The sequence below is a fragment of the Bacillus sp. ISL-7 genome (genome assembly GCF_018613065.1).
The window spans coordinates 224,667-238,733 of record NZ_JAGGQW010000035.1 but is presented as its reverse complement, the minus strand read 5'-3'; the positions used below and the strand labels follow the sequence as shown (position 1 = coordinate 238,733).

At 39.1% G+C, this 14,067-nt stretch carries 11 protein-coding genes and 1 other annotated feature; of the genes, 5 read left to right on the top strand and 6 right to left on the bottom strand.

Annotated elements, in window-relative coordinates; translation table 11 throughout:
* Positions 1-50 precede the first annotated feature (50 nt).
* Both J7E66_RS14415 and ccpA read left to right on the top strand, forming a co-directional pair.
* Positions 51-1,130, top strand: coding sequence for a bifunctional 3-deoxy-7-phosphoheptulonate synthase/chorismate mutase (locus tag J7E66_RS14415; protein WP_168245349.1), 1,080 nt, complete (start codon positions 51-53; stop codon positions 1,128-1,130).
* Between the two features lie 248 nt (positions 1,131-1,378).
* The gene (gene ccpA / locus J7E66_RS14410; RefSeq protein ID WP_215001115.1) at positions 1,379-2,377 is read left to right on the top strand and encodes a catabolite control protein A; all 999 of its coding nucleotides are present in this window, start codon (positions 1,379-1,381) and stop codon (positions 2,375-2,377) included.
* A gap of 37 nt (positions 2,378-2,414) precedes the next feature.
* Here the strand turns inward: ccpA and J7E66_RS14405 are convergent, their stop codons facing one another.
* The 3 genes from J7E66_RS14405 to J7E66_RS14395 are packed head-to-tail and all read right to left on the bottom strand — an operon-like array spanning position 2,415 to position 4,904.
* Positions 2,415-3,587, bottom strand: coding sequence for an acetoin utilization protein AcuC (locus J7E66_RS14405; RefSeq protein ID WP_215001113.1), 1,173 nt, complete (start codon positions 3,585-3,587; stop codon positions 2,415-2,417).
* Positions 3,584-4,231, bottom strand: a complete 648-nt coding sequence (locus J7E66_RS14400; RefSeq protein WP_168245346.1) for an acetoin utilization AcuB family protein — start codon at positions 4,229-4,231, stop codon at positions 3,584-3,586. The genes J7E66_RS14405 and J7E66_RS14400 overlap by 4 nt, the downstream gene beginning before the upstream one ends.
* A gap of 40 nt (positions 4,232-4,271) precedes the next feature.
* Complete coding sequence (locus tag J7E66_RS14395; protein WP_215001111.1) at positions 4,272-4,904, bottom strand: GNAT family N-acetyltransferase; 633 nt, start codon at positions 4,902-4,904, stop codon at positions 4,272-4,274.
* Positions 4,905-5,123: 219 nt separating this feature from the next.
* Between J7E66_RS14395 and acsA the strand changes: the two genes are divergently transcribed.
* Positions 5,124-6,842: an acetate--CoA ligase gene (gene acsA, locus J7E66_RS14390; protein WP_215001109.1), complete on the top strand. Its 1,719-nt coding sequence runs from the start codon at positions 5,124-5,126 to the stop codon at positions 6,840-6,842.
* 111 nt (positions 6,843-6,953) lie between these two features.
* Here the strand turns inward: acsA and J7E66_RS14385 are convergent, their stop codons facing one another.
* A complete protein-coding gene (locus J7E66_RS14385) occupies positions 6,954-9,869 on the bottom strand; it encodes a transglycosylase domain-containing protein (RefSeq protein ID WP_215001107.1) in 2,916 nt (971 codons plus the stop codon).
* Between the two features lie 146 nt (positions 9,870-10,015).
* Positions 10,016-10,234, top strand: a binding site (T-box leader).
* Positions 10,235-10,281: 47 nt separating this feature from the next.
* Here J7E66_RS14385 and tyrS point away from each other — a divergent pair.
* A complete protein-coding gene (gene tyrS / locus J7E66_RS14380) occupies positions 10,282-11,535 on the top strand; it encodes a tyrosine--tRNA ligase (RefSeq protein WP_215001105.1) in 1,254 nt (417 codons plus the stop codon).
* 113 nt (positions 11,536-11,648) lie between these two features.
* Positions 11,649-11,837 (top strand): DUF6954 family protein, encoded by a 189-nt coding sequence (locus J7E66_RS14375; protein ID WP_215001103.1) that lies wholly within the window; start codon positions 11,649-11,651, stop codon positions 11,835-11,837.
* An 89-nt stretch (positions 11,838-11,926) separates the two neighbouring features.
* Here J7E66_RS14375 and J7E66_RS14370 read toward each other — a convergent pair whose 3' ends face one another.
* A complete protein-coding gene (locus J7E66_RS14370; RefSeq protein WP_215001101.1) occupies positions 11,927-12,346 on the bottom strand; it encodes a hypothetical protein in 420 nt (139 codons plus the stop codon).
* A gap of 438 nt (positions 12,347-12,784) precedes the next feature.
* On the bottom strand, positions 12,785-13,789 hold the full coding sequence (locus J7E66_RS14365) for a hypothetical protein (RefSeq protein WP_215001099.1): 1,005 nt from the start codon (positions 13,787-13,789) through the stop codon (positions 12,785-12,787).
* Positions 13,790-14,067 lie beyond the last annotated feature (278 nt).

The following is a 14,067-nucleotide window of genomic DNA, read 5'->3' as shown; positions in this document are numbered from 1 at the left end:
AGCTTTATTTTAAAGAGTTCTGATTAGCAAAGGAAGGACGGGGACGAAGGATGGGCAAAAAAATTGAATTAGAACAATTGAGGTCGCGTGTCGATGAACTAAACTTAGAATTGTTGAGGTTAATTAATGAAAGAGCACAGCTCGTTCAGGATATAGGGCGGGTTAAAGAAAACCAAGGGGTTTACCGTTACGATCCAGTCCGTGAAAGAAAAATGCTTGATATTATCAAAGAGAATAATGATGGCCCTTTTGAAAATTCGACCATTGATCATATTTTTAAAGAGATTTTTAAAGCTGGTCTTGACCTGCAACAGGATGACCATAGTAAAGCCTTACTCGTCTCAAGAAAAAAGCAGCCTGAAGACACCATTGTTACCTTAAAGGGTGAAAATATTGGCGATGGTAAACCACACTTCGTTTTTGGTCCATGTGCAGTCGAGTCATATGAGCAAGTGGCAACTGTAGCAAAAGCAATGAAAGAAAAAGGATTAAACCTATTACGTGGCGGAGCTTACAAACCTAGAACATCTCCTTACGATTTTCAAGGGCTAGGTGTTGAGGGATTAAAAATCTTGAAACGTGTTGCAACGGAATTTGATATGGCTGTTATTAGTGAAATTGTTAACCCAGCTGATCTTGAAATGGCTTGTGACTATATCGATGTCATTCAAATTGGGGCACGTAATATGCAGAACTTTGAACTGTTAAAAGCAGCAGGTTCCGTCAAAAAACCTGTTCTGTTAAAAAGAGGGATTGCGGCTACAATCGAAGAATTTATCAATGCTGCTGAGTACATTGCGGCACAAGGGAATGGGCAAATCATCCTTTGTGAGCGTGGCATAAGGACTTACGAACGTGCTACAAGAAACACTCTAGATATTTCAGCAGTACCTATTTTAAAGCAAGAAACACATTTACCTGTAATGGTTGACGTAACGCATTCTACAGGTAGAAGAGACTTATTATTGCCATGTGCGAAAGCCGCGATAGCAATTGGTGCAGATGGTGTTATGGCAGAGGTTCATCCAGATCCAGCAGTGGCACTTTCGGATCAAAAGCAGCAAATGGATCTTAATCAGTTTGATAAATTCTATAATGAACTGCTTGCATCCAATTATGTTCGACTCTAATTTCAAGTAGATAGTTTTATGAAAAACCTTCTGCAACTCCTTTGCAGGAGGTTTTTTTGATAATATTTAGCTATTTAGCAAAAATGTTGACAAATGCAATTGCGGCTTTAATCTTCTTGTCGTATCATTAAAATACATATTAAAGATTGTTTACGTTCTCACAAACAAAAACAAAAACTAAATGTTTAAGTTTATACAAGCTGATGTAAAATAAAGAAAACGATGTTCGTTTTAGGAGAGTGTGTTAAGTGAATATTACTATTTATGATGTAGCAAGAGAAGCCAGTGTTTCAATGGCAACCGTTTCCCGTGTGGTTAACGGAAATCCGAATGTAAAGCCGGTGACCCGCAAAAAGGTGTTAGAAGTAATTGACAGATTAGGCTACCGTCCAAATGCTGTCGCTAGAGGATTGGCAAGCAAAAAAACTACTACAGTTGGAGTTATTATTCCAGATATTTCAAATATCTTTTTTGCCGAATTAGCCCGTGGGATTGAAGATATTGCAACGATGTATAAGTACAATATCATTTTAAGTAATTCCGACCAAAACAAAGATAAAGAATTACATTTGCTTAATACGATGCTCGGTAAACAAGTGGATGGATTAGTCTTCATGGGTGGTAATATTACAGCCGAACATGTGGAGGAATTTGAAAAATCACCGGTACCGATTGTGTTGGCAGGATCGATTGAAGAATCAAACAAGATACCTTCAGTAAATATTGATTATGAAGAAGCGGTATATGACTCAATCAAGGAATTTATAGAAAAAGGTCATAAGAATATTGCCTTTGTAGTTGGACCACTTCATGAACCTAAAAATACGTTCAAGAAGTTGAGAGGGTATCAAAGGGCATTACAAGATTCCGGCATTCCTTATAATGAAGAACTTGTGGTTGAAGGTGATTATACGTACGATTCTGGGATTGAAGCAATAGAAAAACTACTTGAAGTGGCAGACCGACCTACAGCCATCTTAGTGGGTTCTGATGAAATGGCATTAGGCGTTGTCCATGGTGCAGAGGACAAAGGCTATAAGGTCCCTGAAGATTTTGAGGTTATCACATCTGACAATACAAGGCTATCACTAATGGTGCGCCCGCAGCTTACAACCATTGTTCAGCCATTATATGATATTGGCGCGGTTGCAATGCGGCTCTTAACCAAATTAATGAACAAAGAAAAGGTGTCAGAACAAATTGTGGTTCTCCCACATCGGATTGAACAGCGACAATCTACAAAATAAAATAATGGGGTGGCCACATGTTGGCCACCCCACTTTTTTATACGGATTCGCTCTTTTGCTGACTTCGAATCGGATAAAGTGCTTTTTCGAGGGTTAATAAATTCTTTTCGGTAATTTCTGCTTTTCTAGGGATGGGAGTATAAAAGTTGTCTGGATCGTCCCATTCCTTTGGTAACGAAACAGGAGCTTCCTTCCGCCAGGAAGCTAACCACTCCTTAGGTAAACTGCCATAACAGTTCGAGTTTTCTATCATCTCCAGCCAAATAAGGGCCCATGCTCTTGGAACTACCCTCCAGATATCATAACCGCCGCCGCCGACTGCAATCCACTTCCCTTTACAATACTGATGGGCAATTTCATGAGCAAGCCTTGGTATCTCTCGATAGATTTTCATTGTTGAAGAAAGGTGTGTTAAGGGGTCCAAATAATGGGAGTCTGCACCATTTTGGGTTAGAATCACATCCGGTTTAAAAAACTCAGCCACTTCTCTAAACGCATGTGTGTAGACCTGCAGCCACGATTCATCTTCGGTAAAAGCATCCACGGGGATGTTAAAGGAATAGCCATAGCCTAACCCTTGACCGCGCTCATTTACATTGCCTGTACCTGGAAATAAATATCTTCCTGTCTCATGGATCGAAAGGGTGCATACATTTGGATCATCATAGAAGGACCATTGAACCCCGTCTCCATGATGTGCATCGGTGTCCACATATAAGACACGAGCATTATATTTTTCTTGAAGATATTTGATGGCGACCGAGCTATCATTATAAACACAAAATCCAGATGCTTTTCCTCTGAATCCGTGATGCAATCCTCCGCCAAGATGAAGAGCGTGAAGTGCCTTTCCAGTCATAACCTGATCGACGGCCGTTAATGTCCCCCCAACAATTGAGGCGCTCGCTTCATGCATGCTAGGGAATATAGGAGTGTCTTCCGTCCCAAGGCCATAGTTTTCTGCTATCTCTTGTGGCAATTGGCCATTCCCCGCCTTTTTTACTGCTTCTATGTAACTTAGGTCGTGTATTAAGGCTAACTCTTCCGTAGATGCCATTCTTGGCGGGATGACATCGTCTGGATTAAGAGCATTAATCTTCTCTAGTAGGTCTACTGTTAACTTAAGCCGGAATTGGTCAAAAGGATGCTGATTGCTAAATTTATATTTCAGCAGCTCGTCTGAAAAAATAAAGGAACACTTATCGCTCATATTGAAATCCCCGGAAGGTTTGGCCATAATACATGAAAGCCAGCCTGTTTAAGGTCTTGAATTAATACAGTGGGATTCATAGTTTGCAATCTTATCACAAGTATTTTATATTGCTCATCTGTTTTATCAGGGTAAACTAATACACTCAATATATTTGCTTTCCGGTTCTTAATAACAGCAGTGATTTCACTGAGTTTACCCGCAAGATTAGGAATCTTAATTTCAATTTGTGATCCTGGCTGATGGGCCCCTGTTAATTCAACTAATGTCCGCAGCAAATCTGTTTCGGTCAAAATTCCAACCAATTCCCGGTTATTTATGATCGGCAGACAACTGATTTTATGCTCATAGAAGAGACCTGCCACTTCCTCGACGAAATCAAGAGGATGGCCTGTAATGACATTTCGTTCCATAATCGCCTCAAGTGGCTTTTTCATATCCTCTGGATGCTCATTGGCATGAAAAATAGATGGAGTTGCTTCATGTATTTTCGAAACAGTGACAAGACCAACTAAATGTTTCTCCTCATTAATTATAGGAATATGGCGGATTTTTCTTGACTCCATTAATTGGATTGCATCTGCAATGGTATCTGTTGGCAGAAGTACTGCAACATCTATTTTCATGATTTGTTCTACTATCATAAGAAAATCCCCCTTACCTAACCAAATATCAGGAAAATGATTAATACATAAACCGGTTCATAAATCTTAGACGGTCAAATTTTTGGATGGTTTCCATATCGATTCTTTTTCCCATCCTAGCCATGAGACAATTAGCAGGGTGTGAACAAATTTCAGGATCATCGGTTGCATACCACTCAAGGCCGCCCGCATTCATCATTTTTTCCATGATCTTCCGATACTCCCACACATTTAGTTTGGTACCTTTTAAATCCCAGTGCCAATAGTACTCAGTTGTGATGGTAAGATAATCTTCCATCGCATCATCCATCATGGAGACAATTAATAGGCTTTTCCCGACTGCACATCCCCTAAATTGAGGAATCACCTCGATGGCACCTAATTCGATTAAATTATCCATTTTGCCTTCTGACCATCGTTCAAGCGGGTCAGGATATAGAAAAGTAACATATCCGACAATGGTGTTTCTGTTCCTTGCAATAATAATTCTACCTTCTGGAAGCTCAGCAATACCAATTAAAGCCTGATGCTGCTGTACAGAAGGGCGGAAGGCAGTGAGGTCTTCGTGAAATTCATAGCCAGCAAGTTTATCTGAAGTAATAGGCCCTTCAACAATTATAGACCCGTGAGGTGTTTTTAATTGTTTGGCATTGTATGTCATTTTGTGTTCCATACGGTCACCTACCCTGGAAAAATCTTTCTAATATAATTCTATTATACATAAAATCTATTACAGAAAAGTAACTTTACAAAATTTTCTGTCTTATAGTAAAAAAATATTGACATTTTATGTATAAATATAAAAAATAATAATATAGTACTTTTTTTAAAATTGTGAATAGTTATTATTTGTACTATAATAATTTAAAATAAGGTCAAAGGGGGAGATTGAATGAAAGTGGAAGCGTTGCCAGTTGTGCAAGGGGATCATAATCTGGGTAATTATCAAGAAATGTACAAGCATTTCGACTGGAAGGAAACAGAAAAGGAATTTACATGGAGTGAAACGGGGCTTGTCAATATGGCGTATGAGGCCATTGACCGTCACGCGAAAACCTTCCGGAAAAATAAAGTTGCACTATACTATCGTGATGGTTCAAGAAATGAGAAGTACACCTTTAAAGAAATGAAAGATCTATCAAACAAAGCGGGCAATGTGTTAAAAACTTACGGGGATGTAGAGAAAGGTGACCGTGTATTTATTTTTATGCCGCGCTCTCCAGAACTTTACTTTACCGTTTTGGGTGCAATCAAGCTTGGGGCTATTGTTGGTCCTTTATTTGAAGCATTCATGGAAGGGGCTGTCAGGGACCGTCTGCAAGATAGTGAAGCGAAAGTTTTAGTCACGACACCTGAACTGTTGGACCGGGTACCTGTTCAAGACCTGCCTGCACTGAAGCATATTTTCCTTATCGGTAATAAAGTTGATGAACAAGGCCGATATATTGACTTTTTGAAAAAATTTGAAGCCGCTAGCAAGGATCTTCGAATTGAATGGGTTGACAGAACGGACGGCTTGATCCTGCACTATACATCAGGCTCAACAGGAAAACCAAAAGGCGTATTGCATGTACATAATGCCATGCTTCAGCATTACCAAACAGCTAGATGGGTGCTCGATCTAAAAGAGGATGATGTTTATTGGTGTACTGCTGACCCAGGCTGGGTAACTGGTACTTCTTACGGTATCTTTGGGCCGTGGTTAACAGGGACATCGAACGTAATTGTAGGCGGTCGATTTAGTCCAGAATCCTGGTATCAAATGATTGAGGACTTTGGTGTAACCGTTTGGTACAGTGCTCCTACAGCATTCCGAATGTTAATGGGTGCAGGTGATGAATTGGTTAAGAAATTTGATCTAAGCAGTCTCCGTCATGTTCTAAGCGTCGGGGAACCATTAAACCCTGAAGTTGTTAAATGGGGGGTAAAAGTATTCAATAAGCGAATTCATGATAACTGGTGGATGACAGAAACTGGTGCGCAATTGATTAGTAACTATCCTTGTATGGAAATTAAACCAGGTTCAATGGGGAAACCGATTCCAGGTGTTGAAGCAGCGATTGTTGATAATCAAGGGAATGAACTTCCGCCGTATCGGATGGGGAACCTCGCGATTAAAAAAGGCTGGCCTTCCATGATGAATACAATTTGGAATAATCCAGAGAAATATGAATCTTACTTTATGCCAGGCGACTGGTACGTTTCAGGCGATTCTGCTTACATGGATGAAGAGGGCTATTTCTGGTTCCAGGGCCGTGTCGATGACGTTATTATGACCTCAGGGGAGCGCGTAGGACCTTTTGAAGTAGAAAGCAAGCTTGTTGAGCATCCTGCCGTTGCTGAAGCCGGTGTCATCGGTAAACCAGATCCAGTTCGTGGTGAAATTATTAAAGCCTTCATTGCACTCAGAGACGGCTATGCTCCAACTGACGAACTAAAAGAAGAAATTAGGCAATTTGTGAAAAGAGGTCTTGCCGCTCATGCAGCACCAAGGGAAATTGATTTCCGTGATAAGCTGCCGAAAACAAGAAGCGGGAAAATCATGAGACGTGTGTTAAAGGCATGGGAACTAAACCTGCCAACAGGTGACCTTTCTACAATGGAAGATTAAAGACCCGTTTTTCATAGGGAAAAAACAATGACTAGAGCCAGGCAGATGCCTGGCTTTTTAGTGTTCAAGAACAGAAAAAACCGCACCAACTATCGGTGCGGTTTTAAATATTTACGGTGTTGTTGTTGGATCAGTCGGTTTAGTTGGAACATTAGGGCCATTCGGTACACCAGGTTTAGCAGGGCTATTCGGTACACCAGGTTTAGCGGGGCCATTCGGTACACCAGGTTTAGCAGGATCTTTCGGTACCGCAGGTTTAGTAGGATCTACAGGTGGTGGTGTTACTATTACTCCAGCCTCAACCAGATTCGATGGGGCAGACTCTCTACCAGCAATATCGACCGCCGTTACATAATAGGTACCAGTACCAGTTTGAAATGATCGTTTTGAGCCATTGATCACACTTCCTACCTTTGCTGAAACTAATCCACCTTGATAGACTCGGTAACCGACAACATCATTATCACCAGATGCTGACCATGTTAATGTATTTCCTTCTACTTTTAAGCTGACACTGTCGGGGTTCTTCCCGTTATCGGACATTTTTGCACTTGATACGAGAATTTTCCCCCAGCGCTCTTTCTGTGGAATTAGTTGTCTATAATTATGGAAGTTACTTCCAACAATGCGTTTGATAAAATCAGGATTTAAAATGAGACCAAATTGGGCAAACTCTTTTGGTGTAGAATCCAAGGCCAAATATTTTTTGTCGCCAACCATAACATATTTTCCTTCAATTAAGCTATCATCAACTCTTGTTGGTACATTATTGACATTAAAGTAATCTGATTCGATTAACCCTGCTTTTGAACATGCCTCAGAAGGCAGCATTCCGGAAACTGCACAATAAGAACGTTGCACGATTCCTTTTGGCATTTTAAATGTCTTCTTTGGAGCAATTAGATCAGGTTTAATTTTATAGGCAGCGTTCATTAACTGAGCCCATAAATTATTGGTCCGTGAACTATAAGACATACCGGATGTCTGGAGCGATTTTGGTGTATCATACCCTCTCCAAAGACCAAAGGTGACATTAGGGTTTGAAGCAACGAACCAAGAGTCAATATATTGATTTCCTGTCCCCGTTTTCCCAGCCCAGTCCGCACTGAAATTTAGTTTGCTTCTAACTCCTGCTGCCGTTCCCATCTTTACCACGTCACGCATCATATCAATCGTTAAATAGGCTGTTTGCGGCTTAAAGACATTAACAGGTTTCACTTCGTGCTGATAGATAACCTTGCCATTTTTATCGACAATTTTATCAATCATATAGGCATCAATAAATTTCCCATCATTAGCAAAGGTACTAAATGCGTTCGTATTTTCTTCGATGGTTACCCCATTTGTCATCGATCCAATCGAAGTAGCTAGATTGGTATAATCATCTTTTCTTAAAGAGGTAAATCCCATTTTTTCAAGATACGTGGCGGGACGTTGATCAACGATACTCTTGTAAAGCTTAACCGCTGGTACGTTATAGGATTTCGCTAATGCATATCTTGCTGAAACTAGTCCGCTATACCGATAGTCATAGTTTTGCGGCCAAGGATCACTTCTGCCGGGGGCAAGACTTAACGCTACATTTGGCAGCGGTGTTCCCGGAGCTGCTTTTCCTAACTCAATCGCTGGTGCATAGACAAGAAGTGGTTTCATGGTAGAACCGTTTTGTCTGATGGCACTGGTTGCGTGATTAAGCTGTTGGTCGTCATAATTCCTTCCAGCGACAAAACTGATAATTTTTCCAGTCTTGTTTTCGATCAGTTCCGCCCCAACCTCAGCAGGTTCCATAACTGTTCTTATTTCTCCAGTTTCAGGATCCTTTTTTTCTTGTGGCTTATCGGGTCCGTAATATTGATAATTGTCCTTAACTTTTTGCATCGCATCGTATATTTTTTTATCTATTGTCGAATGAATTTGGTATCCATTTTGACGCAAAGCATTTCTAGCTAATATTTGATATTTATAAGCAAGGTTGTCATCGTTTTTTAACTCTTTTTCTGAAATCCCATCATTTTTTGCTAAGACAGTGGTCAGGACTTCAATCGACCGCTTTTCAATTTCGACTGTTAGCCATGGGTATTTTTCCAGTGGATTTGCAACCGGTTTGATAAAATCTTTTTTAATATCGTAGGCAGAGGCTTGCGCATATTCATGCTCGTTAATATAGCCGCCGTCAAACATTCTCTTTAGGACGGTTTTCATCCGTGTGAGACCGGGTTCCAGATATTGAGGTTCTTTTATCGTCCCTTCCCGTGTAAACGGGGTATATCCAAACGGGCTTTGAGGCAATCCTGCAATGAATGCAGCTTGCGGGAGTGTTAAATCACTCGCCTTTTTACCAAAAATCCCTTTTGCAGCTGCTTGGACACCCGCAATGTTTCGTCCAGACGAATTTCTTCCTAAGGTAGACACATTAAGATAAGCTTCGAGAATGTCTTTTTTATCAAAAAATTTCTCTAAACGAAGAGCAAGTAAAATTTCATTGGCTTTCCTTTGAAACGAGACCTCATTTGTTAAGATTTGATTTTTTATTAATTGCTGTGTTAACGTACTGCCGCCGGATTGAACAGCAGAATTTGTCACTTCCTGAAAGACGGCCCGAAATACTGCTTTTGGGACAACACCTTTATGCTTGTAAAAGTATTCGTCTTCGGTTGCAACAACCGCATTGACTAAATCATTTGATACATCGTCCAATTTTACTTCTTCCCGTTCCAAGTCGGTGTGAAGTTTACCAAGATAAACATTATCCGAAAAATATAACTCAGAAGTTTCCGTATAGTTATAAATATCTTTTTTCATGCTGTCATACGAGCGAACAAGTTCATCTTTTACAAGTGAAGCAAAATAACCCGCACCAACACCTGTCGCAAATGATCCGCCAAGAATGACGACTGTTAATACAAGGAGTAACAGATTCCAAACTACTTGATATGTGATTCGTGCACTTTTAACCGTTCTTTTATGGGTAAATATGTTCAGCACGGATTTTGCTTTTTCTATCAATGCTTGTAATTTTTCAACCATCTATAGTATCACCTCATCTAAAATCAAGTACATTATAGCATACCAAAGGTATAAAAACTGACAAAGTTCTACATTTATCTGAAATTTCCAGTTAAGTTTGACAGGGAACTTGAAATATGGTAAAAAAAGCTATACATTAATTTAATAAAAAAGCTGTGAAGGGAACCAACTGTAGTTCTTCTATCCCTGTTTCAAGAGAGTCAGCGGTGGTGAAAGCTGATACATATAGAAGAATGAATTACTCCCCTGAGCTTTCTCTGTGAAAATGATTTTTTTGTAGCGGAGAACGGTCTAAACCGTTAATTTTTTGAGTTGGAGGAATTTTCCTCAAGCTGGGTGGTACCGCGTAAATTTACGTCCCTGCATTTTTGCAGGGGCGTTTTTATTTTTTTACCAAATTGGAGGGAATAGGATGGATTTATTACAGGATTTGGCATGGAGAGGAATCATCTACCAGCAAACGGATGAAGAAGGTCTGAAGGATTCATTAAACAAGGGGCAAATTTCTTTATACTGTGGTGTTGACCCAACTGCTGATAGTATGCATATCGGCCATTTGCTGCCATTTTTAACACTTAGAAGATTTCAGCAGCATGGACATCGTCCGATTGTGTTAGTCGGAGGAGCAACAGGCTTGATTGGTGATCCGAGTGGTAAAAGTGAAGAACGAAAGTTGTTAACACTAGAAACAGTGCAGGATAATGTAGCAGGTATCAAAAAGCAACTTGAATCTATTTTCGAATTTGAAGGTGAAAACGGAGCAATCATGGTTAATAACTATGATTGGGCTGGCTCAATGGATGTCGTTACCTTCTTGCGTGATATCGGCAAACATATCGGTGTCAATTACATGCTGGCGAAGGATACCATTGCATCAAGGCTTGAGACGGGTATTTCGTTTACAGAATTCACCTATACCATTTTACAAGCGATGGATTTTCTTCATTTATATGAGCATCACAACTGTAAATTACAAATTGGCGGAAGTGACCAGTGGGGGAACATAACTTCAGGATTGGAATTAATCCGCAAAGTTCAGCCAGAAGGCTCGAAGGCATTTGGGTTAACCATTCCGCTTGTGACAAAAGCAGATGGTACAAAGTTTGGGAAAACGGAAAGTGGTGCAGTTTGGTTAGATCCTGCAAAAACTACCCCGTATGAGTTCTACCAGTTCTGGATTAATACAGCTGATGCGGATGTGGTGAAATACTTAAAGATTTTTACATTCCTTTCGCATGAGGAAATTGAACAATTAGAAAAAGCTGTTCAGGAAGAGCCGCATCTTCGTAAGGCACAAAAGGTATTAGCTGAAGAACTGACTCGTTTGATACATGGTGAAGATTCCTTGCAACAGGCAATTAAAATTTCCCTGGCGTTATTTAGCGGGGATGTAAGAAGTCTTTCAGGTGCGGAAATCGAGCAGGGCTTTAAAGATGTACCAGCTTATACATCACAAAATGAGGAGAATTTGGTCGATCTTTTGGTTGCAGCGAAAATTTCTCCATCCAAGCGTCAAGCACGTGAAGACATCTCAAATGGTGCTGTTACTGTTAATGGTGAAAAAATTACGGACAACGCTTATATCTTAGCAGAATCCGATCGAATTGAAGGAAAGTTTACGATTATTAGAAGAGGTAAAAAGAAGTATACCTTAATTAAATACTAATAAAAGAAGGGCTTTGGAAATCAAAGCCCTTTTTTTGCTATAAGGATATCGGTGTAACAACGGGTTAATTTATTTCGTCTAATATAAAAGGAACGAAAATGGGGGTGAATATATTGAAATTTTCATTACACGCCGTATTTATTATTCTCATCGCACTTGTTACATTTTTCGGACTTGGTCCTGTTTTATATGCAGACGGGATATTACAAGAAAGATTATCGACTGCGGCTATCGTAGTTGTCATTTATATAATACTTGCCTTTTTATATAGGAAATCTATCAAATGGGTCAATCGAAGATAGAAAAAGCCCTGATACCAATGGGTATGAGGGCTTTAACCTTATTAACGTGACTCATGTCCTCGTGACTTATGTTCTTCGGATTCATCTTTTCAATTTTTACTCTTATAACTAACATTATTAATGTGGAAGATGGGAATGCGAACGAGTTCCTCTTTAGCAACCAAATGAACAAAATCATCTTTTACCTCACAAAGTACCCCCTTAACCATTTCAGAACTTCCACGATTAATTTTTACCCAATGATATTTCAGTGATTTAAGTAGGTCTTTGAATTTATCAGCATTTTTAAAATTCTCAGGAATTTCAACGTCGAATTCCCACTTCCCTTTCACATTTTCTGTAAAACTTTTAATGTATTGAGTTTTGTAATAAACGACTCCATCCTCTTCTGTAAGAACGACGATATAATCGTCTCTTTCATCCAATAACTTCCCAATTTTGGATTCCGATCCGTCTCGATTAACCTTGATTACTGTATCTTTAAAATATTTCATTAGGTTTTCACTCATATAAAAAATCTCCCCTTAAAGTAATTTAATTACACTGCATCATATGTTTAACGGGAGGAACTTGTCCTAAGCAAATGGCCTGTCTTTAAATTGTTTGTCTTTTTCATCTTTTACCATGAAAATAAGTATCTTCAAGATTAGAAAAATGACAATACTTAAGAAGACCCTGCTCAATCGTTAAAAAAGAGGAGAGCGATAATGTCTCTTTATGTCTTAATAGTCAAAAAGAAGAAGAAAAAAGAAGCGTTAGACGCTTCAATCAGAGGAAAGTGTGAAAATTGACACTCGCACTAAATATTATTAAAACTAAAAAGGCTTGGGCAAAAACAAAATTCCATGAAGAAATAACTTATTTAATGAGTGGATACTATCAAGCGTTTTTGTTGACAGTGTCCCTTCATTTTCAACTACTCTGCGAACCACTATGAGTGAGAAACTTTAAAAATTTAATCTTCGTAAAATCTTTTCCAATGAGATTAATGAGGATAAAAGAACTGACACATCAAGTTCATTTTCAAAAGATGTTTTTTGCGAAGTTCCCTGAGGGCTATTATTGGTGTTATTGATGTTATTTTCACTCGCAACGTTTGATTCTTGACGTAATATTTGGGAAGTTCCCTGAAGGCTATTATTGGTGTTATTGTTGTAATTTTCACTCGCAACGTTTGATTCTTGATGTAATATTTGGGAAATTCCCTGAGGGCTACTATTGGTGTTATTGTTGTAATTTTCACTCGCAACGTTTGATTCCTGACGTAATATTTGCGAAGTTCCCTGGGGGCTATTATTGGTGTTATTGTTGTAATTTTCACTCTCAACGTTTGATTCTTGACATAATATTTGCGAAGTTACCTGAGGGCTACAATAGATGTTATTGTAGTTATTTTCACTCTTATCGTTTGATTTTTGATGTAATTTTTGTGAAGTTCTCTTAGGGCTATTATTGGTGTTATCTTTGTTATTTCCACTCTTATCGTTTGATTTTTGACGTGACTCATGTTTTTCCGATTTCGCCTTTTTAATTTTTACTCCATAACTAACATTTTTAATGTGGGACATGGCAATGCGAACGATTTCCCCATTATTGACCAAATGAACTAAATCATTTTTTACCTCACAGAGTACCCCCTCTACCGTCTCAGTACTGCCACGATTGATAATTACCCAACGATATTCCAATGATTTAAGCAGGTCTTTGAAATTTTTAGCTTTTTTAAATTCGAAATCCTTCGGAACATCAACGTCGAATTTAAACTGCTCTTTCAGATTATCTGTAAAATTTTTAATATGTTTAGTGTTGTGGTAGACGATCCCATCTTCTTCCGTGAGAAGGCAGAGGTAATCTTCACTTGCATGCATAAACATCCCAACTCTGGATTCTGGTCCGCCTCGATCAACCTTGATTACTCTATCTTGAAAATATTTCGTGAGGTCTTTACCCATAAAAAAAATTCTCCCCCTTAAATTAAGTTATTAACTACACTGCATCGTATGTATAACGGGAGGAAGTTGTCCTAAGCAAATAGCCTGTCTTTTGCTCACCGGTTCGATCCCTTCATAGAACATCGTTATTGATGACTATTGTTAGTAGGATTTTTACAAAATAGTATGGGTCTGTCCACTTGAATAATTTTGTTAAAACTTCCACCAAAATTGCCCCCATCTCTTTGGGGGAGAATACAAAATTCTACTAAACATAGTAAAAACAAAAAACCCTAGAA